Below are 22,233 nucleotides of genomic sequence, written 5' to 3' on the forward strand. Positions count from 1 at the left end.
AGCGGACGGCGTGCCCCCGCCCGGCGCGGGCGGCCGGGCGGGCGGTGTCCTGAGGACGCGGGGGCTAGGAGTGCCCCAGTTCCTCCGTGTCCGCGTCCGCCGTAGGTGTCACCGAGCCCGAGTCCGGGGCCGGGCGCAGCGGGAAGGGGTCGACGCGGGTCTCGTCGATGACCGGGGCGGGCGGCTGGGGCGGGCGGGGCATGACAGCCGCCTCGGAGTGGCCGCCGCAGCCGTAGGCGAGGGAGACCAGGCGGCCGTCCGCCGGGGAGAACTCGTTGGCGCAGGCGCCGAAGGCCTGGCCGAGGGAGCCGCCGATGGGAACGAGGAAGCCGCAGCTGACGCAGGCGGCGGGGGCCGACTGGGCCATGGGGGTCTTGGGGCCGAACGCCTCCTCCCAGCGGTCGGCCGCGCTGTGCAGGCCGTAGCGGGACAGGACGCGGGCCCGGCGCATGCCCAGTTCCTCGGCGACCGCCGGGATCGAACCGCGGGAGGGGGCCAGCGTGAAGCCGGACGCCGAGCCCGTGGTGAGGTCCGCGTCCTCCGCCTCGACCAGATCGGCCATCTCGTGGGAGACGGGGACGTTCGGCGCCGGCTCGTCCTCGCCCGAGTAGCCCGGCTCCAGCCGCAGGTCCTCGGCGTCGGTGGGCAGCAGATCGCCCGGCCCCATGTCGCCGGGACGCAGCCGCTCGCTCCACGGCACCCACTCGGGCGCCAGCACCGCGTCCGGTCCGGGCAGCAGCGCCGCCTCGTCCACCGTGACGATCTTCGCCCGGGAGGCCCGGGCCACCGTCACGGCCCAGCGCCAGCCCCGGTACCCGAGCTCCCGGCACTCGAAGAAGTGCGTGACAACGCGGTCCCCCTCGGAGACCAGCCCGACGTGCTCGCCGACGATTCCTGGCGCGGCGGCCTCCTCGGCTGCGGCGCGTGCGAGGTCGACGGCCTCGGCGCACAGACGGTCAGGGGTGCGGCTTCGCGTTGTCGCTGCGCTCACAGGTATCGCTTCTCTCCATACGCCGTCTCACGAGTGCGCCACTCCCGGCGCGGGGGGCGGACGGAGCGGACCGGGGGACCGCGTCGACGTCCTTCATCCATTTTGCGGGATGGCTGAGATACGCACGCTACCCTTCCGCCCCACGTCGCGTACACCGACGGTCCTGTTGCACCGCCCACCGGCACCCTGGCCGCCGCCCCGAACCGTCACCCCACAGGCCCTATACAAGCGGTAATGGCACTACCCACGGCCTTATCGGGGCACTATGACGTCGTGGCAGCCGCGAAGACACCCCCGGGCGCCACCGGGACCGGTGGGTCGAAAGGGGTCAAGGGAAGTATCCGACCGGGCGGACCGGGCCGTACGGGCGGCTTCTTCCGCACGGTCGGCCGTGCCCTGCACTTCCCGGTGACCGGCACGGCCCGCGGCATCCGCAAGGCCACCCACGCGCACGGCGCCGGTGAGTCCGGCCTCGGCAAGCTGATCGAACTGCACGGTGTGAACGGCGCCGGCGACGTCATGATCACGGTCGCCCTCGCCTCCACCGTCTTCTTCTCCGTGCCCACCGACGAGGCGCGCGGGCGCGTCGCGCTCTACCTCGCCATCACCATGGCGCCCTTCACCCTCCTCGCCCCCGTCATCGGCCCCCTCCTCGACCGCCTGCCGCACGGCCGCCGTGCCGCCATGGCCGGCGCGATGCTGGCCCGGGCGCTGCTCGCGATCGTGCTGTCCGGCGCGGTCGTCAGCGGCGGCCTGGAGCTGTACCCGGCCGCGCTCGGCGTCCTCGTCTCGTCGAAGGCGTACGGCGTGGTCAGAAGTGCCGTCGTGCCCCGGCTGCTGCCGCCGCGGTTCTCCCTCGTGAAGGCCAACTCGCGCGTGACCCTCGGCGGGCTCCTCGCCACCGGCATCGCCGCGCCCATCGGTGCCGGACTCCAGCAGATCGGGCCGCGCTGGCCGCTCTTCGGCGCCTTCGTGCTCTTCGTGGCGGGGACGATCCTGTCGTTCACGCTGCCGCCGAAGGTCGACTCCGCCAAGGGCGAGGACCGCGCCCTGCTGGCGGCGGACGAGGAGCACCTGCACGGTCCGCACCGGCAGCCGGTCAAGCGCCCCGGGCTGCGCACGGTCGGCCCGGCCGTCACCCACGCGCTGGCCGCCAACGCCGCCATCCGCTGCCTGACCGGGTTCCTGATCTTCTTCCTGGCGTTCCTGCTGCGCGAGCACCCGGTCTCCGGCCAGAGCGCCGCCGTGTCCCTGGGGATCGTGGGCGTGTCGGCGGGCGCGGGCAACGCGCTCGGTACGGCCGTCGGCGCGTGGCTGCGCTCCCGGGCGCCGGAGATCATCATCGTGACGGTCGTGGCGTGCGTGGCGGGCGCGGCGATCACGGCGGCGGTGTTCTTCGGCGCGGTCCTGGTGGCCGGTCTGGCCGCGATCGCCGGGTTCGCGCAGGCCCTGGCCAAGCTGTCCCTGGACGCGCTGATCCAGCGGGACGTGCCCGAACTGGTCCGCACGTCGGCCTTCGCCCGCTCCGAGACGCTGTTGCAGATGTCGTGGGTGCTGGGCGGCGCGGTCGGCATCGTGATGCCGCTCAACGGCACGGCCGGGCTGGCGGTGGGTGCCGCGATCGTCGGCGTCGGATGGCTGGCGACCGTGCGGGGGCTGATCGACTCGGCCCGGCGCGGGGGCACGGGGCGGGCACGGGTGGCCTAGGTCCGCGCGGGGCGTAGGGCCCTTCTGATGGATCTCCCCGGGAGCCGTACCCCGCGTGGGCGGTCCGTTGCCCGGGCCCGATAGCCTTCGCCCATGAACACGTTGCAATCCGTTGTGCGACGCCGCCGCGCCGTCGCCGTCGCCGGCGTCGTATCCGCCGGACTGCTCGTCCTGTCGGCCTGTGACAAGCCGACGCCGATGGCCACGGTCACCGTGGGCAGCGACTCGGTGAACTCCGAGGCCACCTGCGGCGGCGAGGGCGACGCCCTGAAGCCGTCCGATCTCGCCGGGTGCCTGAAGGACAAGGGCATCAAGAGCATCTCCGTCGACCCCGACGAGACGGTGCGCTTCGGGGTCGACCCGGAGATCGCCGACGAGGGCTGGACGATCCTGATGAACGGTCAGCCGCTGACCGACTCCAGCACGAAGACCTACCGCACGATTCCGGGCAGCGTGTTCTTCAACGCCCAGTACGGCGCGCAGGGCAACTCGACGCTGGTGTCCATCAAGGAAGGCGACAAGGACCCGTCCGGGCTCTGGAACTTCAAGCTCAAGAAGGACGCCTGATCGCTGCCGCTGGCCTGTGCCGGGTACTCGTGGCCACCGCTGTTCCCGTGGAGAGGGACGCGGTGGCTCAGGCCTGCCTGAGTGACAGTGGCATCGAGGTGATCTCCGCAGGTGTCGGGCCCGCGCTCGCCGCTGCCTCCACCGCCTCCGCTCTCACCGCCGCTGCCCTGAAGGGCGAGCCCTACGGTCTCGTCGTGTCCGCCGGGATCGGGGGCGGGTTCCAGCCCGAGGCGCCCGTGGGGTCGCTGGTCGTCGCCGACGGGATCGTCGCGGCCGATCTGGGGGCCGAGACCGCGGAGGGGTTCGTTCCGGTCACCGAGCTCGGGTTCGGGGCCGTCAGGCATGAGCCGCCCGCCGATCTCGTACGGCGGGCCGCCGAGGCCACCGGGGCCCGCACCGGCGCCGTCCTCACCGTGTCGACCGTGACCGGGACGGCCGCCCGGGCCGCCGCGCTGCGGGAGCGGCACCCCACCGCCCTCGCCGAGGCCATGGAGGGCTTCGGCGTCGCCGAGGCCGCCGCCGCGCACGGCGTGCCCGTGCTGGAGATCCGGGCGATCTCCAATCCCGTCGGCCCCCGTGACCGCGCCGCGTGGCGGATCGGCGACGCCCTGGCAGCCTTGACGGAAGGGTTCGGGAAGCTCGCGCCCGTACTGGAGGGTTGGAACCGGCATGACAGTTGAGCAGCTGCAGATCGCGTACTCGCCCTGCCCGAACGACACGTTCGTCTTCGACGCCCTGGCCCACGACCGGGTCCCGGGCGCCCCGGCCCTCGACGTGACCTTCGCCGACATCGACATCACCAACGGCATGGCCGAGCGCGGCGAGTTCGACGTGCTGAAGGTGTCGTACGCCGTGCTGCCCTACGTCCTCGACGACTACGCCCTGCTGCCCTGCGGGGGTGCGCTGGGGCGGGGCTGCGGGCCACTGGTGCTGACGCGGGAGGCGGGAGGTGGGGGCACCTCCCTGCTCGAGCGAAGCCGAGAGCTTGCGGGACTCACGGGGCGGACCGTCGCGGTGCCCAGTGAGAAGTCGACCGCCTATCTGCTGTTCCGGCTGTGGGCCGCGGACACGCTGGACGGCGGGGTCGGCGAGATCGTCGTCATGCCGTTCCACGAGATCATGCCGGCCGTGCGGGACGGCAAGGTCGACGCGGGGCTCGTGATCCACGAGGCGCGCTTCACCTACGGCCAGTACGGACTGCACAAGCTCGCCGACATGGGCGAGCACTGGGAGAACACCACCGGGCTGCCGATCCCGCTGGGCGCGATCATCGCCAAGCGGTCACTGGGGGAGCAGAAGCTGCGGCTGCTCGCCGACTCCATCCGGACGTCCGTGCGCGCCGCCTGGGACGATCCCGAGGCGTCCCGGCCCTACGTCATGGAGCACGCCCAGGAGATGGACCCGGCCGTCGCCGACCAGCACATCGGGCTGTACGTCAACGAGTTCACCGCGGGTCTCGGCGAGGACGGCTACGCGGCCGTACGCGGACTGCTGACCCGCGCGGCGGCCGAGGGACTCGTACCGCCCCTCGGCCCGGACGCGCTGCGCTTTCCCTGAGGTCTCAGACGTCCAGCTGGTCGGCGACCGCGCGCAGCAGGCCGGCGATCTTCTTGCCCGCGGTCTTCTCGGGGTAGCGGCCCCGCTCCAGCATGGGCGTGATGTTCTCCAGCAGCGTCGTCAGGTCCTGGACGATGGAGGCCAGCTCGTCCGGCTTCTTGCGGGTCGCGGCGGCGACGGACGGGGTCGGGTCCAGGATCGCCAGGGACAGCGCCTGGTCGCCGCGCTGTCCGGCGACCACGCCGAACTCCACTCGCTGGCCCGGCTTGAGCGTCTCGACTCCGGCGGGGAGGACCGAGGAATGGACGAAGACGTCGCCGCCGTCGTCACGGGAGAGAAAGCCGAAGCCCTTCTCACTGTTGAACCACTTGACCTTGCCGGTGGGCACGTCTGTCCTCGTCCTCGTACTCGTCGGAAAACTGCTTCTGGAAACGGCTCTTGATAGCACTCGGGCGGGTCGTACGGACCCGCCGGTACCAAGGCTAATGCTCTGGCGGTCGGTGACAAGACGTCACCCGGTTGTTCCTTCGCGCTGGGAACTACCCTGGTCGGGTGCGTGACAAAACCCAAACGAATTCCGCCGCTCCCGGTGACCGCCTGGTCCGGGCCGGAGCCGTCGTGTTCTTCATCGGCGCCCTGGCCACACTGGTCACGGTCGCCCCGCTGTTGCTCGGAACGACTCCCTTTCCGACGTACATGTTCGGATTGAGCATGCTCATGGCCGTCGGATTCCTGATGGCCGGTGCGGGAGTGCTGCGTTCCGTGGCGGCGGGCCGGCGTCAGGCGCGTGCGGGACGGTAGTCCGAAAGCCACCGCGGGAATTCGGTCAGATCGGTGAGCACGACGTCCGCGCCCGCCGCGCGCAGTTCCTCCGGCGGGCAGGGGCCGGTGGCCACCGCGACCGAGAGGGCCCCGGCGGCCCGAGCCCCGCGGACGTCCCCGACGTGGTCGCCCACGTAGACGCCCGCCTCGTGCTCGCGCAGGGCCTCCGCCTTCTGCTCGGCCCACAGGTCGCCGATGACGGCGTCGGGCTCGATGCCGAGGTGGGCGAGGTGCAGTTTGGCGTTGGGCTCGTACTTGGCGGTGACGACTATCGCGCGTCCGCCGGCCTCCCGTACGGCCGCGATGGCCTCCCGGGCGCCGGTCAGGGCCGGGGTCGCGGTGATGGCGATCGCCGGGTACATCTCCCGGTACAGGTCCGCCATGGCCGGGACCTCCTCGGCCGGGAACCAGTTGATCAGCTCCTCGGCCAGCGGCGGCCCGAGCCGGGTGACCGTCAGGTCGGCGTCGATGTACGTGCCCGTGCGCTCGGACAGTGCCTGGTAGCAGGCGCGGATGCCGGGCCGGGAGTCGATGAGGGTCATGTCGAGGTCGAAGCCGACGGTGAGTGCCATATGGGCCATTGTGCCCAGGCGGTGTGAACGGCAGACGTCCGCCTGTGATCGGCGGCCCCGCAGAGGTGTCCGCTAGCGCGAGCGCTGGGAACGCCACACCAGGAACAGCGCCGATGCCACCGCCGCGCCCCTGACCACCCAGGGCCAGGTCTCCGACACCGCCGCATTCATGTGGCCCTCGGCGATCGGGGTGCCCCAGCGGCCGTTCATCCGGCCCCACAGCCAGACCAGGCCCCCCGCCAGGGAGAGGCCGGGCAGGATCACGACCGCCCACTTGGTCTCGGCCTGGGTGAGACGGCGGGAGGCGTAGGCGATGAGCCAGCCGAGCAGCAGGACGAACCAGTTGCCGAGCACCGCACCGGCGACGAGGAGGCCGGCGGCGATCAGGAGGAGCGGGTTGCTCCAGTTCCCGGCGGGGAGGCGCGGGAGACGGCGGCGACTCCCCGTCCCGGTCACCTCGGCCGCCTCGACGGCCGGGACCGTTTCCTCGGCAGCCGGCTTCTCCTGCTCCGCCTTCCGCGGCGCCGGCGGCTTCAGCAGGTCGGGCAGCTCCACACCGCCGACGAAGCCGGGCACCTCGTCACCCACGCCGAAGGGGCCGCTCTCCACCCGCCACCAGTCCGGCTGGAGCCCGCTGTCCCCGAGTTCGTGAGCGGCGGCCAGATGCGGCGGGGCCGCACCGTCGGAGGCCGCGGGGTGCGGGTCCTCGGCGGGCCGTGCCGGGCGGGGGCGCGGTACGACGCGCCACATGACGCCCTTCGCCCGCTCGCCCCGCACCTCCGGCTCGGTCTCGCGCTGCACCGGTACGGCGGCGGGAGCGGCGCTGTACGGCTCACCCGTCGTGCCGCCCGCCGCCGCGGTCACGATGTCGTCGGGGCTGCCGAGGCGGGACAGGATGCGGCGGACGGCGGCGGGCGAGTCGACGGTGGCCTTCGAGCGGCGCTTGTCGATCTCGTTGCGCAGGTCCGCGACCAGACGCATGCGGGTGGCCGACGACAACTGCCGCTGCTGGGCCACGTCGCCGACACGGCTCAGATACTCGTAAACGACCTGGTCGCTCTCAATCCCCACGAAGTCCCCTCCGGGGCGGGTGCGTTGCGTGACGCCGTCGCACGACGGTACCGCGAGTGCCCTCTCAGCGGCCAAAAGCCCGTCCCGCGTACGGGGGCGAGGCGGCGCACGACCGCCCCGGCCGCCGGGGGCGACCCGCTACCGTGGACCGGATGAGCACCGAGGACAGGCCCCCGGCCCCCCGTTCCCTCGCGGAAGCGCTCCGCGCGCGGGGCGATGCTTCGCTGGGCGCGCTCCTGCGCAGCCGCCCGGATCTCATCACGCCCGTCCCCACCGACCTCACCCAGCTCGCGACCCGGGCCGGCACCCGTGCCTCGGTGGTGCGGGCCCTGGAGCGGCTGGACCGGTTCGCGCTGCAGACGGCGGAGGCGCTGGCCGTGGCCGCGGACCCGGCGACGTACGGCGAACTGCTCGGGCTCATGGCCGGGGACGACGCCGACCAGGCCGTCGTCGCGGCCCTGCCGCACGCCGTCGGCCTGCTGCGCGAGCAGGCCCTGGTGTGGGGTGACGACGACCGGCTGCGGCTGGTCCGCACGGCGCGGGAGCTGCTGGCCCCCTCGCCGCAGCACCCCTCGCCGACCGGGCTCGGCCCGACGGTCCAGGAGGCCACCGCCGGGATGTCCCCGGGCCGGATCCAGGAGATCGTCGCGGCCGCCGGACTGGCCTCGACGCACGACTCGGTCTCCGCGGTGACCACCCTGGCCGGGCTGTTCACGGACCGGACCCGGATGGCCGCGCTGCTCGCCGAGGCCCCGGCCGACTCCCTCGACGTGCTGGAACGTCTGGTGTCGGGGCCGCCGTACGGGCAGGTCACCGCCGATCCCGCGCCCCGGCTGCGCTGGCTGCTGGACCGCGGACTGCTGCTGCCGACGGCGCCCGGGACGGTCGTCCTGCCGCGTGAGGTCGCCCTGCACCTGCGGCGGGGTCTGGCGCACCGGGAGCCCGAGCCGGTGCCGCCGGTGGTCGAGGCGGCCGCCGCACATCGTCCACAGGTTGTGGACGGCACCGCGGCCGGGCAGGCGTACACCGCGCTCGCGACCGTCGAGGAGCTGCTGAAGGACTGGGACGAGGGTGGGCCGGCGGTGCTGCGGGCCGGCGGGCTGAGCGTGCGGGACCTGAAGCGGACCGCCGTCGCCCTCGACGTGCCCGAGCCGGCGGCCGCGTTCTGGGTGGAACTGGCGTACGCGGCCGGTCTGATCGCCTCGGACGGCGAGGCCGACGAGCGGTACGCGGCGACCCCCGCCTACGACGAGTGGCTGGAGCAGCCCGCCGCGGAGCGCTGGTCGCGGCTGGTCACGGCGTGGCTCACGGCGACCCGGACGGCCGGTCTGGTCGGCGGGCGGGACGCCAAGGACCGTACGTTGTCGGCGCTCGGGCCGGGCCTGGACCGCTCGGCGGCGCCCGAGGTGCGGCACCGGGTGCTGGCGCTGCTGGCCGGGCTGCCGGAAGGCGTCGCGCCCGCCGCCGCGTCGGTGCTGGCGCGGCTGCGCTGGGAGCGGCCCCTGCGCGGCGACCGGCGCGAGGACGACCCGCGCGCCCGGCTCGCCGAGTGGGCGCTGTCCGAGGCGGAGCTGCTGGGTGTCACGGGCCGGGGCGCGCTGTCGGCGCAGGGCCGGGCGCTGCTGGGCGCGCCCGCGGCTCCCGCGCCGGGTCCAGAAACGGAACCCTCCGGGCCGGGGGACAAGCTGCCCGTCCACCACCATCACCGCGCCATCCCGCTCGCTCCCCTGTCCCCCGCCGAACAGGCCGCCGCCTCCGCCGCCGCGGCCCGGCTGCTCGCGCCGCTGCTGCCCGAACCGCTGGACCACGTGCTGCTGCAGGCCGACCTGACGGCGGTGGCGCCCGGGCCCCTGCAGCGGCCGCTCGCGGACATGCTGGGCGTGCTGGCGGACGTCGAGTCCAAGGGCGGGGCGACCGTGTACCGGTTCACGCCCGGCTCGGTGCGGCGGGCGCTGGACGCCGGGCGGGCCGCCTCCGACCTGCACGATTTCCTCGCCGCGCACTCCCGTACTCCGGTGCCGCAGCCGCTCGCGTACCTGATCGACGACGTGGCCCGGCGGCACGGCCATCTGCGGGTCGGCGCGGCCTCGGCGTACGTGCGCTGCGACGACGACGCGGTGCTCAGCGAGATCCTCGCCGACAAGCGGGCCGCCGGGCTCGGGCTGCGCCGGCTCGCGCCGACCGTGCTGGCCGCCCAGGCCGACCCGGCCGGGCTCCTGGAAGGCCTGCGGGCGATGGGGTTCGCGCCGGCCGCCGAGTCCGCCGAGGGCGATGTGCTGATCACCCGCGCCCTGGCCCACCGCACCCCGCCCCGCACCCCGCCCGAGCCGGTCCCGGACGGCCCGCCCGTCCCCGACGACACCCTCCTGGCGGCCGCGCTGCGCGCCATCCGGGCCGGCGACCTCGCGTCCACCACCCCGCGCAAGCCGGGCACGGCCCCCGCGGCCAACGGCGAGCTGCCCCGCACCGGTGCCGCCGAGACCCTCGCCACCATGCAGGCCGCCGTCCTGACCGGCGAGGCCCTGTGGATCGGCTACGTCAACGCCGAGGGCGCCGCCAGCCAGCGGGTCATCGCCCCGATCCGCGTCGAGGGCGGCTTCGTCACGGCGTACGACCACACCGCGGACGAGGTCCGCACGTATCCGCTGCACAGGATCACCGGGGTCGCCGAGCTCGCCGACGACGCGGGCTGACGGCACCGCGGGGCCGCGTCACCCGTTCGGGTGCGGGCGGGCGTTCATGCACGCCACGCCGGGGATGTCCCACGCTCGGGCGACCTTCCCGGGCGTGCCGCATCACGCCGGGTGCGCGCGGGCAGCCACCGGGTGTCCTGTGAGCCGTCCCGAAAGGAAACCCCCCATGCGCGCTGTCCGTCGAGTCGCCGCCGTCCTCGTCACCGCCGCCCTGATGACGTTCGGGGGGCTCGCCACTCCGGCCTCCGCGGTGAGCATCGACGCCGCCGGGCTCGTCCTGGAGACACCGCAGATCTGATCCGCTCCCGCGCACCTCGGGCCGGTCCAGGTGTGTCCTCGGGCCGGCTCGCGGTGCGGTGTCGCCGTCCCCCGACCCCAGTCTCCGAAAGGCCGTGCCGTCCCCATGCGTGAGAACCTGCCCGCCGCCGCTCTCTGTGCCGTCGCGCTCGTGGGGGTGCTCGCGCCCTCCGCGGCGACGGCCCCCGCGGCGCCGCTGCCCCTGCCGGTCGCGGCTGTGGAACCTCTGGTCACCGAGGGGGTCAGCATCGAGGGCCCGCTGGTCCAGAACGTCAGTCTGCCCACTCTGCAGTAGCGCGACGGGTGCGGTAGCTGTCCCCGTCGAGCCGCACGAGGTCGGCGTGGTGGGCCAGGCGGTCCGTCATCGCCGGGGCGGACGTGCCGAAGACCTCGTCCCAGCGGCCGAGCGGGCGGTCGCTGGTCACGATCAGCGAGGCCCGCTCGTAGCGGTGGGCGACGAGCCGGAAGAACAGGCCCGCGGTCGCCGCGTCGAAGGGCGTGTAGCCGATCTCGTCGACGATCAGGAGGGGATGATCGTCGAGAGCGGTCAGCTCCGCGTCGAGCCGGCCGGCGGCCTGGGCTTCGGTGAGCCGGGCCGCCCACTCGGCGGCGGTCGCGAAGAGCACCCGGTGCCCGGCCTGGCAGGCGCGGACGCCCAGGGCGACGGCGAGATGGGTCTTGCCGGTGCCGGGCGGCCCGACGAGGACCACGTTGCGCCGGGCCGCGACGAACTCCGCCTTGCCGAGCCGGGCCACGGCCTCCCGGTCGAAGTCCCGGGGGTGCTGCTGGTCGAAGTCCTCCAGCAGCTTGCGGGCGGGGAAGCCGGCGGCACGGATGCGGGCCTCGGCGTCGGCGTCCGGGGCGGGCTGCCGGGGGACGGCCGGCGCGGCCGCCGGGGCCTCGGGTTCCGGCCGGGCCCGGTGCGGGTCTTCGAGGTCGCTCTCCTCCTGGCCCACGGTCCGCGTGTGCCCGGCCGGTGCGTGCCGTGCCCGTGCGTGCCCGGCCTGCGCACGGTCGGCGTGGCCGCGGTCCGACTGCGCGACCATCGGCCCGGACATGTAGGCGAGGATCGCCGCCGAGGCGATGAACGCCATGTGGATCACCGTCCCCCACAGCAGGGCGTGCCGGGAGGTGTGGTGGACGTCCACGAACATCTGGAGCAGGTGCACGGAGGAGATGCCCACGATCGCCGTGGCGAGCTTGACCTTCAGCACGTTGGAGTTGACGTGTGAGAGCCATTCGGGCTGGTCACGGTGGCCCTGCAGGCCGATGCGCGAGACGAACGTCTCGTAGCCGCCGACGATCACCATGATCAGCAGGTTGGCGATCATGACGACGTCGACCAGCTTGAGCACCGCGAGCATCACGTACGTCTCGGTGGCGTGCCCGCTCACGCACATGAGGATTAAGGTCCAGAGCTCCTTGAAGAACTTGTAGACGTAGACGCCCTGGGCGGCCACCAGCCCGAAGTACAGCGGGGCCTGGAGCCAGCGGGTGGCGAACAGGGCGTATCCGAGCGTGGTGGTCGTCGGGTTGCGCACCTGCGCCATTCTTCGGGGCCGCGATGGAAAAACTGAATTCACACCACACGTTGGGATGAATAGGCATTCAGTACGACCGGACGCGCGGATCACACCACCCGACGCGGTCGATCAGGCACACTGGACGTTTGGCCGGGGCGTCGCGCTGTCGAGCCGTCCGAGCCCTCCGGCCGCAGAAAGGGTGCCTCGCGTGAATGGTCCGCTGATCGTCCAGTCCGACAAGACCCTGCTCCTGGAAGTCGACCACGAGCGGGCCGACGACTGCCGTCGTGTCATCGCCCCCTTCGCGGAGCTGGAGCGGGCGCCCGAGCACATCCACACCTACCGGGTGACCCCGCTCGGCCTGTGGAACGCCCGCGCGGCGGGCCACGACGCCGAGCAGGTCGTGGACGCACTGGTGGAGTACAGCCGCTATCCGGTGCCGCACGCGCTGCTCGTCGACATCGCCGAGACGATGGACCGCTACGGCCGTCTCACGCTGTCCAAGCACCCGGCGCACGGACTGGTCCTGACCACCACCGACCGGCCGGTGCTGGAGGAGATCCTGCGGTCGAAGCGGATCACGCCCCTGGTCGGCGCCCGCATCGACCCGGACACGGTCGCCGTGCACCCCTCCGAGCGCGGGCAGATCAAGCAGACGCTGCTGAAGCTGGGCTGGCCGGCCGAGGACCTCGCCGGGTACGTCGACGGCGAGGCGCACGCGATCGAGCTGGCCGAGGACGGTTGGGCGCTGCGGCCGTACCAGAAGCAGGCCGTGGAGAACTTCTGGCACGGCGGCTCGGGCGTCGTCGTCCTGCCCTGCGGCGCCGGGAAGACGCTGGTCGGGGCCGGGTCGATGGCCCAGGCGAAGTCGACCACCCTCATCCTCGTCACGAACACCGTCTCGGCCCGGCAGTGGAAGCACGAGCTGGTGAAGCGGACCTCGCTGACCGAGGACGAGATCGGCGAGTACAGCGGCACCCGCAAGGAGATCCGGCCGGTCACCATCGCCACCTACCAGGTGCTGACGACCCGGCGGAAGGGCGTCTACCCGCACCTGGAGCTGTTCGACTCGCGGGACTGGGGGCTGATCGTCTACGACGAGGTGCACCTGTTGCCCGCGCCGGTCTTCAAGTTCACCGCCGACCTCCAGGCGCGGCGGCGGCTCGGCCTGACCGCGACCCTGGTCCGCGAGGACGGCCGGGAGTCGGACGTGTTCTCCCTGATCGGGCCCAAGCGGTTCGACGCGCCGTGGAAGGAGATCGAGGCGCAGGGCTACATCGCGCCCGCCGACTGCGTGGAGGTCCGGGTCAATCTGACCGACTCCGAGCGGCTCGCTTACGCCACGGCCGAGACGGAGGAGAAGTACCGCTTCTGTGCGACGACCGCGACCAAGCGGAAGGTCACCGAGGCGCTGGTCCGGAAGTTCGCCGGGCAGCAGATCCTCGTCATCGGGCAGTACATCGACCAGCTGGACGAGCTGGGTGAGCACCTCGGGGCGCCCGTGATCAAGGGCGAGACGTCGAACGCGCAGCGGGAGAAGCTCTTCGACGCCTTCCGGGAGGGCGAGATCAGCGTGCTCGTCGTGTCCAAGGTCGCGAACTTCTCGATCGACCTGCCGGAGGCGACCGTCGCCATCCAGGTCTCGGGCACCTTCGGCTCCCGGCAGGAGGAGGCCCAGCGCCTCGGCCGGGTGCTGCGCCCCAAGGCGGACGGTCACCAGGCGCACTTCTACTCGGTGGTCGCCCGGGACACCATCGACCAGGACTTCGCCGCGCACCGCCAGCGCTTCCTGGCGGAGCAGGGGTACGCGTACCGGATCGTGGACGCTGACGAGCTGCTCGCGGAGAGCTGACGCGCCGGGCCGGTCCGCTCATCGTCGGCTCACTTGCGGCGGACGACGCCGACTTCCTCTCCGTACTGGCCGAGGACGATCACGTCGAAGGCGGCGCCCGCGAAGACCTTGACGGCGCGCAGGGCATCGCCGAGGCGGTGGCGGTGACTGCCTGCCACGGCGGTGGCGCCGGGCGGGCGGCCCGGTGCCGGGGCGGGGTGGATGGTTGCTGCGCTCATGTCTCCATGGTGCTTTTCGGCCCGTAAAGTCCGCGTCGGTCTCGGGGCGGAATCCACCGGGGGTCGTGTACGCCGCTGGGCCGATCCGCTGCCCGCACGGATGAGGGCCGTCCCGGGGCCCGTCCCCTAGGGGACGGGAAAACCGTTGGCGGTCACCGCCCCCGCCCCTCTAAGATCTCCGCTCTTGCCCGCCTCCCTCACGGAGCGCCGCCGACCGGACGGAAACCGGCCGGCATCTCACCGCCCACTCTTCAGCAGGTCCCTCCGGAGGCACCCCCTTGTCCACGCCCGTCGACGACCCGCTCGCGCGTGAGCGCTCCCACCTCTCCTCGTCCCGGTCCGCCCTGCGCGCCATGCGTGAGGACGTCGAAGCCCTCGACATCAGCGACGTCACCGCGAACTGGGTCAACGCGGAGGTGCTGGCCCGCCAGATCGAGGAGCGCATCAAGGCGCTGGCCGATCTCAGCGACACCCCTCTGTTCTTCGGTCGGCTCGACTACCTGCACGCCCCCGGCGCCGAAACGGCGGAGGGCGCGGAGGGGGAGCGCTTCTACATCGGTCGCCGCCATGTGCACGACCACGACGGCGACCCCATGGTCATCGACTGGCGCGCGCCGGTCTCGCAGCCGTTCTACCGGGCCTCCAAGAAGGACCCGATGGACATCGCGCTGCGCCGCCGCTTCGGCTACACCCGCGGCGACATCACGGCGTACGAGGACGAGCACCTGTCGGACCCGGCGGAGGCGGCCAGGACCAGCAAGCTGCTCCAGCAGGAGATCGAACGGCCGCGTGTCGGCCCGATGCGGGACATCGTCGCGACGATCCAGCCGGAGCAGGACGAGATCGTCCGGTCCGGCCTGTCCGGCACGGTGTGCGTGCAGGGAGGCCCGGGCACCGGGAAGACCGCCGTCGGCCTGCACCGGGTCGCCTACCTCCTCTACGCCCACCGCGAGCGCCTCGCCCGCACCGGCACCCTGGTCATCGGACCGAACCGGTCCTTCCTGCACTACATCGAGCAAGTCCTGCCCGCACTGGGCGAGTTGACCGTCCAGCAGGCGACCGTCGACGACCTCGTCCGCCACGTCGAGATCAGGGGCACGGACGACGCGACGGCCGCGATCGTCAAGGGCGACGCCCGGCTGGCACGGGTGCTGCGCCGGGCCCTCTACTCGCACGTCACGATGCCCACCGAGCCGGTCGTGGTCGTGCGCGGCTCCCGCCGCTGGCGGGTCCCCGCGTACGAACTGGAGGACATCGTCCGCGAGTTGCTCGACCGCGACATCCGCTACGGCGCCGCGCGCGAGGCCCTGCCGCAGCGCATCGCGCACGCCGTGCTGGTGCAGATGGAACGGTCGGGTGAGGCGCCGGACGACCGGGTGCAGGACGCGGTGGCCCGCAACAGCGCGGTCAAGGCGGCGGTGAAGGCGGTCTGGCCGGCCGTCGACCCGGCGAAGCTGGTGCTGCGGCTGCTGTCGGACGCGGAGTTCCTCGCCGTCCACGCCGAGGGGATCCTCGACGAGGACGAGCGGAAGGCGATCCTCTGGGCGAAGCCGGCGCGCAGCGTGAAGGCGGCGAAGTGGTCCACGGCGGACGCCGTCCTGATCGACGAGGCCACCGACCTGATCCAGCGCACGCACTCCCTGGGGCACGTCGTCATCGACGAGGCGCAGGACCTCTCCCCCATGCAGTACCGGGCGGTCGGCCGCCGCTGCACCACCGGCAGCGCGACCGTCCTCGGCGACCTGGCGCAGGGCACGACGCCCTGGGCGACCCGGAGCTGGCAGGAGGCGCTGACCCATCTCGGCAAGCCGGACGCCCTGGTGGAGGAGCTGACGGCCGGCTTCCGCGTCCCGACGGACGTCATCACCTACGCTTCCCGGCTGCTCCCGCACATCGCCCCCGGCCTGACACCGGTGGCCTCGATCCGCGAGAACCCGGGCCACTTCGAGGTCCGGCCGGTCTCCGGCACGAAGGACGTGGTCGAGGCCTGCCGCGAGTCGCTGCGCCACGAGGGCTCGACGGGCCTGATCGCGGCGGACGCCCGCGTGCCCGAACTGGCCGGGGCCCTGACGGAGGCCGGCATCCCGTATCTCGGCCCCGGCGAGGAAACCACCCAGGACACCCGCCTGACCCTGGTCCCGGCATCGCTCGCCAAGGGTCTGGAGTACGACTACGTGGTCCTGGACGAGCCGCAGGCCGTGGTCGACGGCGAGCCCGACGAACGGACAGGGCTGCGCCGCCTGTACGTGGCCCTGACCAGGGCGGTATCGGGTCTGACGGTGACCCACACGGCTCCGCTGCCGCCACAACTGACTTGACCGCGGGCCCGCGCGCCGGGCCCGCCACGGGCACGCGCGCCGCCCCAGCTGCGGGCATGCGTGCCGCTAGGGGCGGCACGGGTGGGCGCAGCGGCACCCCGCTCCGCCGGGCTGCGAAACGCCCCGACCCCAGCCCCCACGCCGAGCACCCTTCAAGAACCGTCCACCGCAGCCCGCCACGCCGAGACCAGCTCCGCGGAGACCGGCTCGTCCCACCCCCGAGGCCGAGCCGCCCCGCCGATGTGAAACCCGTCGACCCCGGCCTTCAGCAATACCGGCACGTGATCGAGCCGCAACCCACCCCCCACCAGCAACCGCTGCTCATACCCCGGCTCCCCCGACCGCCCGGCCTCCGCGAGCAGCACGGGCAACCCCTCGTCGACCCCCTCCGCGGACCCGGCCGTCAGGTACGTGTCCAGCCCCGGCATCCCGTCCAACTGCTTGCGCAGGGCGTCCCGGTCGGCGGCCCGGTCGATGGCCCGATGGAACGTCCAGGGGCAGCCGTCCAGAACCGCCACGACCCGCTCCACGGCCGCCAGATCGACCGCACCCCCTCCATCGAGGAAGCCCAGCACGAACTCCGACGCCCCGGCTTCCCGCAGCTCACCGGCCACCCGCACCAGCCGTTCGGCATCCCCCGCCGCGAACCCGTCCGCCAGACGGATCATCACCCGCAGGGAGATGTCGACCGCGCGCCGGATCCCGGCGACGGTGGCGGCCGACGGGGTGAGCCCGTCGGCCGCCATGTCGGTGACCAGCTCGAGGCGATCCGCGCCTCCCGCCTGGGCGGCGACCGCGTCCTCGACGTCGAGGGCGATCACCTCCAGGACTGCACGCTTGCTCATGGGGCCCCTTCGTCGGCATGCGTCGGCGTTCGATGACAGGTCTAGTCCAATCAAGACTACGCTGCCCATCCGCGCCGCCTCCGATGCCCCGGGGGCGGGCTCAGCCGAAGATGTTCAGCTCCTTCGCCTCCACCCCGGCCAGCTCGAACGCCGGCGCCCCGTCGACCGGCCGCCCCGTGTACAGCCGTACGAGCGTCGGTCCGTCCCCGATGAACCGGCCCGGGGGCCGCTCCCCGCCGCTCTCGCCGAGCCGCAGCGGCTCGTCCAGGTCGTCGAGGTCGGCGTGGACCGGTACGTGCCCCCGCTCGCGGGTGATCCGGGCGAGGAGCGCGAGCGCGTCCGCCAGCCCGGCCCCGCCGTACGCCCCCGGCTCACCCAGGGCCTCGCGCACGTCCCCGGCGTGCACCCACTCCCCCAGGGCGAGAAGGTCCAGCTTCCCTCCGGCCCCGGCGATCAGGGGGCCGGCCCCGCCCATCCCCCGCTCCAGTTCGTCGACGATCTGCGCGTCGCTCCAGTCGGCCCGATCGGCGATGTCCCGGTCGTTGGCCTCGGGCGTGAACACGCCCTTCTCGAACCTGCCCTCCGCCACCCGCGTCAGCGCGGCCGAGCAGTGCGCCAGCACGTCCCGCACCGTCCAGCCCGGACACGCGGCGACCGGCCGCGCGAAGTCCTCCCCGGCCCGGCCCCGCAACAGCGGGATCAGCGCGTCACGCTCGATCGTCAGCAGCCGCCCGGGCTGCTCGGGGTCCCGTACGTCATGCACATCAGCAGGTGTCGTCATACACCCACGCTAGGTGCCCGGGCCCGCTCGGCGGGAGAATGCCCCCATGGCCGATCTCGACTCGCTGCGCACCCGCTTCGCCCGCGCCCTGGAAGCGGCCCGGGGCCCGGCCGCAGGCCCGGACCCGGCGCCGTACGCCGACCATCTGCTCACCCTCTGGCAGGAACCCCAGCGCCGCTACCACACGGTCGAGCACCTCACGGCGGTCCTCGACCGGGTCGACGAACTGCAGCGGTACGCGCACGACCCGGACGTGGTCCGGCTGGCGGCCTGGTTCCACGACGCCGTCTATCTGCCCGACCGCTCCGAGAACGAGGAGCGCTCGGCCCGCCTCGCCGAACGCGCCCTCGCGGAGGCGGGCGTTCCCGACGCGAAGACCGCCGAGGTGGCCCGCCTGGTCCGGCTCACCGTCACCCACGACCCCGCCGACGACGACCCCGACGGCCAGGTCCTGTGCGACGCCGACCTCGCGATCCTCGCCTCGCCCCCGTCGGCGTACGCCGCCTACACCACCGCCGTCCGCGAGGAGTACCACTTCGTCCCCAGCGACGCCTTCCGCGAGGGCCGTGCCGCGATCCTGCGCCAACTGCTCAACCTGCCACGCCTGTTCAGGACACCGCACGGCACCGACGAGTGGGAGGCAACGGCCCGCTACAACCTGGCCGCCGAGCTGGAAATGCTGTCGCTCCCACCCCACGACCCCTCGTAGCCTGCCCCCATGTGGACAACGGGCGCGGAACAGGTGGAGCAGGCCGTCGGCGAGTGTGCCGGGCTGCTGGGGGCGGTCGCCGAACGGGACTGGGAGGGCGTTCGGGCCGGGCGGCTGGAGTGGAGCTGCCGGGAGACGGCCGTGCACATCGCGGGCGATCTCATCGCGTACGCCGGGCAGTTGGCCGGACGGGAGCCCGAGGGGTGGACGCCCTTCGAGATCTCGCTGGACGAGGGAACCGACAACGCGGGCGCCGTGCAGGTGATCCGCACGACGGGGACCCTGCTCGCCGCGGCGGTCCGCACCACTCCGCGTGACGTGCGGGCCTTCCACCCCTACCCGTTCCGCAGCGCGAACCGTGAGGGGTTCGCCGCGATGGGCGTGGCCGAGGTGCTGCTGCACACCCACGACATCGCCGAGGGGCTGGGCGTGCCGTACGAACCGGCGCCCGAGCTGTGCGACTTCGTGCTCACCCGGATCTTCCCGTACGTCCAGCCGGGCCCCACCCCGTGGCCGACCCTGCTGTGGGCCACCGGCCGCGGGGAGCTGGCCGGCCGCGCCCCGGTCACGCAGTGGCGCTGGAACAACAATCTGGTGATCGGCACCGAGCGGCTCACTCTGGAGGGCGTCACCCCGGCGGCCGCGGCCGACCTGTCCACGGTCGGCGACGGCGGCTTCGAGTGGATCGAGGGCGGCCCGATGGAGGGCACCCGGGTCGGCACCGGGCTGGTGTACAAGCAGTACGAGGACGGCGTCCACCGGCCGGAGTGGGGCACGTACGTGCTGGTCCGGCGCGAGGACGGCCGCGCGGTCGGCGCCATGGGATTCCACAGCGTCCCGGACGCGGACGGCCGGGTCGAGGTCGGCTACGACCTGGTCGAGGGCGCCCGCGGCCACGGCTACGCCACCGAGGCGCTGCGTGCCCTGTCGGCCTGGGCACTGGAGCGGGACGAGGTGCGGACGGTCGTCGCGAACGTCGAGCGGGGCAACCTGCCGTCGCAGAACGTGCTCGCGCGCGCCGGGTTCACCCAGGTCGCCGAGGACCCCGAGCACCTGACCTACGAGCTGCGCGAACCCCGCGAGGGATAGCGTCCCTTGGGCCGCCGCAGTCCCGCCGCGTGCAGCAGCCGCACCACCTCGCGGCTGCTGACCTCCACCGCCCCGGCCCGCACCGCGTCGGCGTACCGCTGGTCGGGGATGTCGTAGTGGTCCCGTTCGAAGGCCCGGGGCGGGACGCCGAGGCGGGCGGCGAAGGTGTGCAGTTCGTCGTAGGAGACGTCGCTGACGAGGTGGGACCACAAGCGGCCGTGGCCGGGCCAGGTCGGCGGGTCGATGTAGATCGTCATCAGGGCCTCAGGTGGACGCCGGCCCGCCGATGGCCTCGCCCAGCGAACCCACCGCGGCGACCTTCACGCCCGCCTCGCTGCACACCCAGTGCGGGTCGGGCCCCAACTCGGGTTCCACATCGAGGGCGTGCGGGTCGCCGGTGCCGCAGACCGGGCACAGCGGCCAGCGGCCGTACCGCTCCAGCAGGGCGTCCTGGACGTCCTGCGCGACCAGGCCGGCCACGTACCGGGCGCCCTCGGGCCACTGCTCTACCCACCATCGACGCTGCTTGACGGACTCCTCGACCAGCGACACGACATCCGCCTCGGCGACGCGGCCCGCGACGAGGTCGGCCAGCACGAGGGCGCGCGCGGCGTGCAGCGCCTGCTCCAGGGGGCTGATGGGTTCCATGCCCCCATTGTGCGCACTCTTGACCCGGGCGCCGAGCCGAAAATATCTTTCACATGTGACCCGTGACGTGAAGGAAATTTTCGCCCGGGAGCGTGGCGGCTCCGCCGGGGCGAGCGGCGCCCCGCCCGCCCCGGCCGCTCTCGCGGCAAAGGTCCGCACGCTGGGCCCGTCGATGACGCGTTCCATGCGGCGCGTCGCCGAGGCCGTCGCGAGCGACCCGGCGGGTTGCGCGGCCCTCACGGTCACCGGCCTCGCCGGACTGACCGGCACCAGCGAGGCCACCGTCGTACGCACCGCCCGCCTGCTGGGCTATCCGGGTTACCGGGACCTGCGCCTGGCCCTCGCCGGCCTCGCAGCCCAGCAGCAGTCGGGCCGCGCCCCGGCCATCACCACGGACATCGCGGTGGACGACCCGATCTCCGACGTGGTCGCCAAGCTCGCCTATGACGAGCAGCAGACCCTCGCCGACACCGCCGCCGGTCTCGACACGGTGCAACTGGCCGCGGCCGTCACCGCACTGACCACGGCCCGCCGCACCGACGTCTACGGGGTCGGGGCGTCCGGCCTGGTCGCACAGGACCTCACGCAGAAGCTGCTGCGCATAGGACTGATGGCGCACGCCCACAGCGATCCGCACCTGGCCGTCACCAACGCCGTGCAACTGCGCGCGGGCGACGTCGCGATCGCCATCACGCACTCCGGGTCGACGGGGGACGTCATAGAGCCGCTGCGGGCGGCCTTCGAGCGCGGGGCGACGACGGTGGCGGTCACCGGCCGCCCCGACGGCCCGGTCACGCAGTACGCCGACCACGTCCTCACCACGTCCACCGCACGGGAGAGCGAGCTGCGCCCGGCGGCCATGTCGTCCCGGACCGGTCAGCTCCTCGTGGTGGACTGCCTGTTCGTGGGGGTGGCGCAGCGGACGTACGAGAAGGCGGCGCCGGCGCTGTCGGCGTCGTACGAGGCGCTGGCCCACCGGCACCGTTCCTGAGGCAGCCGCCCCGCCCAGCACCGGAAAGACACGGAAAGAGCCGTCCATGACCTCCACCTCCCACCCCCGTGATCTCAGGACCGAGTTGGAGTCCCTGACCACCGAGGCCTTCCGGCCGGAGCTCGCGGACATCGACCGGCTGCCCACCCTCGACATCGCCCGGCTGATGAACGGGGAGGACGCCACGGTGGCCGGGGCGGTCGCGGCGCGGCTGCCGCAGATCGCCGCCGCGATCGACGCCGTCGCGCGGCGGATGGCCCGGGGCGGCCGGCTGGTCTACGCGGGCGCGGGAACGGCGGGCCGGCTGGGCATCCTGGACGCCTCCGAGTGCCCGCCCACGTTCAACACCGACCCCGCCAGGGTCGTCGGCCTGATCGCGGGCGGCCCGGACGCCGTGGTCACCTCGGTCGAGGGCGCGGAGGACTCCCGGGAACTGGCCCGGGCGGACCTGGACGCCCTCGCGCTGACCCCCGACGACACGGTGGTCGGCATCTCCGCCTCGGGCCGCACCCCGTACGCCATCGGCGCGGTCGAGCACGCCCGCGCCCACCGCTCCCTCACCATCGGCCTCGCCTGCAACCCCGGCAGCCCGCTCGCGGCGGCCGCCGACCACGGCATCGAGATCGTGGTGGGCCCCGAACTGCTCACGGGCTCCACCCGCCTGAAGTCCGGCACGGCGCAGAAGCTCGTCCTCAACATGATCTCGACGATCACGATGATCCGGCTGGGCAAGACCTACGGGAACCTGATGGTCGACGTCCGCGCCTCCAACGACAAGCTCCGCGCCCGCTCCCACCGCATCGTCGCCCTGGCCACCGGCGCCGCGGACGACGAGATCGACCGCGCTCTGGCCGCCACGGACGGCGAGGTGAAGGACGCCATCCTGAGCATCCTGGCCGACGTGGACGGCCCGACGGCGGCCCGCCTGCTGGAGGAGTCCGGCGGGCATCTGCGGGCGGCGCTGGAGGCTCGACCGTAGACC

Annotated in this window: 24 protein-coding genes; 14 read left to right on the forward strand and 10 right to left on the reverse strand. The window is 73.4% G+C overall.

The features are described 5' to 3' along the window. Positions 1–64: 64 nt before the first annotated feature. Positions 65–991 carry a DUF3027 domain-containing protein gene (locus ABTX60_RS29385; protein ID WP_352100040.1) on the reverse strand — a complete coding sequence of 309 codons (927 nt, stop codon included), beginning with the start codon at positions 989–991 and terminating at the stop codon, positions 65–67. A 273-nt stretch (positions 992–1,264) separates the two neighbouring features. Here ABTX60_RS29385 and ABTX60_RS29390 point away from each other — a divergent pair, with 273 nt between their 5' ends. The 4 genes from ABTX60_RS29390 (at position 1,265) to ABTX60_RS29405 (ending at position 4,822) form a co-directional block, all read left to right on the forward strand. Continuing rightward, positions 1,265–2,698 carry an MFS transporter gene (locus tag ABTX60_RS29390; protein ID WP_352100041.1) on the forward strand — a complete coding sequence of 478 codons (1,434 nt, stop codon included), beginning with the start codon at positions 1,265–1,267 and terminating at the stop codon, positions 2,696–2,698. Positions 2,699–2,791: 93 nt separating this feature from the next. Further along, on the forward strand, positions 2,792–3,265 hold the full coding sequence (locus ABTX60_RS29395) for a DUF2771 domain-containing protein (RefSeq protein WP_170320984.1): 474 nt from the start codon (positions 2,792–2,794) through the stop codon (positions 3,263–3,265). A gap of 29 nt (positions 3,266–3,294) precedes the next feature. Continuing rightward, positions 3,295–3,945, forward strand: coding sequence for a futalosine hydrolase (locus ABTX60_RS29400; RefSeq protein WP_502992418.1), 651 nt, complete (start codon positions 3,295–3,297; stop codon positions 3,943–3,945). Beyond that, the gene (locus ABTX60_RS29405; RefSeq protein WP_352100042.1) at positions 3,935–4,822 is read left to right on the forward strand and encodes a 1,4-dihydroxy-6-naphtoate synthase; all 888 of its coding nucleotides are present in this window, start codon (positions 3,935–3,937) and stop codon (positions 4,820–4,822) included. The genes ABTX60_RS29400 and ABTX60_RS29405 overlap by 11 nt, the downstream gene beginning before the upstream one ends. Before the next feature lie 4 nt (positions 4,823–4,826). On the opposite strand, the gene ABTX60_RS29410 is transcribed toward ABTX60_RS29405, so the two are convergent. After that, a complete protein-coding gene (locus tag ABTX60_RS29410) occupies positions 4,827–5,210 on the reverse strand; it encodes a cold-shock protein (RefSeq protein ID WP_003991106.1) in 384 nt (127 codons plus the stop codon). A 164-nt stretch (positions 5,211–5,374) separates the two neighbouring features. On the opposite strand from ABTX60_RS29410, the gene ABTX60_RS29415 reads away from it, so the two are divergent. Beyond that, entirely contained in the window at positions 5,375–5,623 is a 249-nt protein-coding gene (locus tag ABTX60_RS29415; RefSeq protein ID WP_053672617.1) for a hypothetical protein, read from the forward strand. On the opposite strand, the gene ABTX60_RS29420 is transcribed toward ABTX60_RS29415, so the two are convergent. Next, positions 5,602–6,225, reverse strand: coding sequence for an HAD family hydrolase (locus ABTX60_RS29420; RefSeq protein ID WP_352100043.1), 624 nt, complete (start codon positions 6,223–6,225; stop codon positions 5,602–5,604). The genes ABTX60_RS29415 and ABTX60_RS29420 overlap by 22 nt on opposite strands. A 63-nt stretch (positions 6,226–6,288) precedes the next feature. Further along, a complete protein-coding gene (locus tag ABTX60_RS29425) occupies positions 6,289–7,287 on the reverse strand; it encodes a hypothetical protein (RefSeq protein ID WP_352100044.1) in 999 nt (332 codons plus the stop codon). A 152-nt stretch (positions 7,288–7,439) separates the two neighbouring features. On the opposite strand from ABTX60_RS29425, the gene ABTX60_RS29430 reads away from it, so the two are divergent. The 3 genes from ABTX60_RS29430 to ABTX60_RS29440 all read left to right on the forward strand — a co-directional run bounded on the left by ABTX60_RS29430 (position 7,440) and on the right by ABTX60_RS29440 (position 10,572). Beyond that, a complete protein-coding gene (locus ABTX60_RS29430) occupies positions 7,440–9,980 on the forward strand; it encodes a helicase-associated domain-containing protein (protein ID WP_352100045.1) in 2,541 nt (846 codons plus the stop codon). Positions 9,981–10,146: 166 nt separating this feature from the next. Next, positions 10,147–10,278 carry a hypothetical protein gene (locus ABTX60_RS29435; protein ID WP_352100046.1) on the forward strand — a complete coding sequence of 44 codons (132 nt, stop codon included), beginning with the start codon at positions 10,147–10,149 and terminating at the stop codon, positions 10,276–10,278. Between the two features lie 105 nt (positions 10,279–10,383). Next, positions 10,384–10,572, forward strand: a complete 189-nt coding sequence (locus tag ABTX60_RS29440) for a hypothetical protein (RefSeq protein ID WP_352100047.1) — start codon at positions 10,384–10,386, stop codon at positions 10,570–10,572. Here ABTX60_RS29440 and istB read toward each other — a convergent pair. Then, complete coding sequence (istB, locus tag ABTX60_RS29445) at positions 10,550–11,827, reverse strand: IS21-like element helper ATPase IstB (protein WP_502992419.1); 1,278 nt, start codon at positions 11,825–11,827, stop codon at positions 10,550–10,552. The two genes, ABTX60_RS29440 and istB, sit on opposite strands and share 23 nt — an antisense overlap. Before the next feature lie 181 nt (positions 11,828–12,008). On the opposite strand from istB, the gene ABTX60_RS29450 reads away from it, so the two are divergent. Continuing rightward, complete coding sequence (locus tag ABTX60_RS29450; protein ID WP_352100049.1) at positions 12,009–13,652, forward strand: DNA repair helicase XPB; 1,644 nt, start codon at positions 12,009–12,011, stop codon at positions 13,650–13,652. A 29-nt stretch (positions 13,653–13,681) separates the two neighbouring features. On the opposite strand, the gene ABTX60_RS29455 is transcribed toward ABTX60_RS29450, so the two are convergent. Further along, a complete protein-coding gene (locus tag ABTX60_RS29455; RefSeq protein ID WP_351641451.1) occupies positions 13,682–13,870 on the reverse strand; it encodes a hypothetical protein in 189 nt (62 codons plus the stop codon). 278 nt (positions 13,871–14,148) lie between these two features. Here ABTX60_RS29455 and ABTX60_RS29460 point away from each other — a divergent pair, with 278 nt between their 5' ends. Next, positions 14,149–16,188 carry a HelD family protein gene (locus tag ABTX60_RS29460; RefSeq protein WP_352100050.1) on the forward strand — a complete coding sequence of 680 codons (2,040 nt, stop codon included), beginning with the start codon at positions 14,149–14,151 and terminating at the stop codon, positions 16,186–16,188. A 152-nt stretch (positions 16,189–16,340) separates the two neighbouring features. Here the strand turns inward: ABTX60_RS29460 and ABTX60_RS29465 are convergent, their stop codons facing one another. Both ABTX60_RS29465 and ABTX60_RS29470 read right to left on the reverse strand, forming a co-directional pair. Continuing rightward, positions 16,341–17,033, reverse strand: a complete 693-nt coding sequence (locus ABTX60_RS29465) for a copper homeostasis protein CutC (RefSeq protein ID WP_352100051.1) — start codon at positions 17,031–17,033, stop codon at positions 16,341–16,343. A gap of 100 nt (positions 17,034–17,133) precedes the next feature. Further along, on the reverse strand, positions 17,134–17,814 hold the full coding sequence (locus ABTX60_RS29470; protein ID WP_352100052.1) for a maleylpyruvate isomerase family mycothiol-dependent enzyme: 681 nt from the start codon (positions 17,812–17,814) through the stop codon (positions 17,134–17,136). A gap of 46 nt (positions 17,815–17,860) precedes the next feature. On the opposite strand from ABTX60_RS29470, the gene ABTX60_RS29475 reads away from it, so the two are divergent. Together ABTX60_RS29475 and ABTX60_RS29480 are read left to right on the forward strand one after the other, a co-directional pair. After that, the gene (locus ABTX60_RS29475; RefSeq protein WP_352100053.1) at positions 17,861–18,523 is read left to right on the forward strand and encodes an HD domain-containing protein; all 663 of its coding nucleotides are present in this window, start codon (positions 17,861–17,863) and stop codon (positions 18,521–18,523) included. 33 nt (positions 18,524–18,556) lie between these two features. Further along, positions 18,557–19,612, forward strand: coding sequence for a GNAT family N-acetyltransferase (locus ABTX60_RS29480; protein WP_352100156.1), 1,056 nt, complete (start codon positions 18,557–18,559; stop codon positions 19,610–19,612). On the opposite strand, the gene ABTX60_RS29485 is transcribed toward ABTX60_RS29480, so the two are convergent. Beyond that, positions 19,582–19,869: a DUF4031 domain-containing protein gene (locus tag ABTX60_RS29485; RefSeq protein WP_344466263.1), complete on the reverse strand. Its 288-nt coding sequence runs from the start codon at positions 19,867–19,869 to the stop codon at positions 19,582–19,584. The two genes, ABTX60_RS29480 and ABTX60_RS29485, sit on opposite strands and share 31 nt — an antisense overlap. A gap of 7 nt (positions 19,870–19,876) precedes the next feature. Further along, on the reverse strand, positions 19,877–20,260 hold the full coding sequence (locus ABTX60_RS29490) for a DUF8819 family protein (RefSeq protein ID WP_352100054.1): 384 nt from the start codon (positions 20,258–20,260) through the stop codon (positions 19,877–19,879). Positions 20,261–20,315: 55 nt separating this feature from the next. Between ABTX60_RS29490 and ABTX60_RS29495 the strand changes: the two genes are divergently transcribed. Both ABTX60_RS29495 and murQ read left to right on the forward strand, forming a co-directional pair. Next, positions 20,316–21,251, forward strand: coding sequence for a MurR/RpiR family transcriptional regulator (locus ABTX60_RS29495; protein WP_352100055.1), 936 nt, complete (start codon positions 20,316–20,318; stop codon positions 21,249–21,251). A 46-nt stretch (positions 21,252–21,297) separates the two neighbouring features. Then, positions 21,298–22,230 carry an N-acetylmuramic acid 6-phosphate etherase gene (murQ, locus tag ABTX60_RS29500; protein WP_352100056.1) on the forward strand — a complete coding sequence of 311 codons (933 nt, stop codon included), beginning with the start codon at positions 21,298–21,300 and terminating at the stop codon, positions 22,228–22,230. Positions 22,231–22,233: the final 3 nt, after the last annotated feature.

It is taken from the genome of Streptomyces sp. NPDC126510, from assembly GCF_040302345.1.
In the GTDB taxonomy this organism is placed as follows: Bacteria; Actinomycetota; Actinomycetes; order Streptomycetales; family Streptomycetaceae; genus Streptomyces.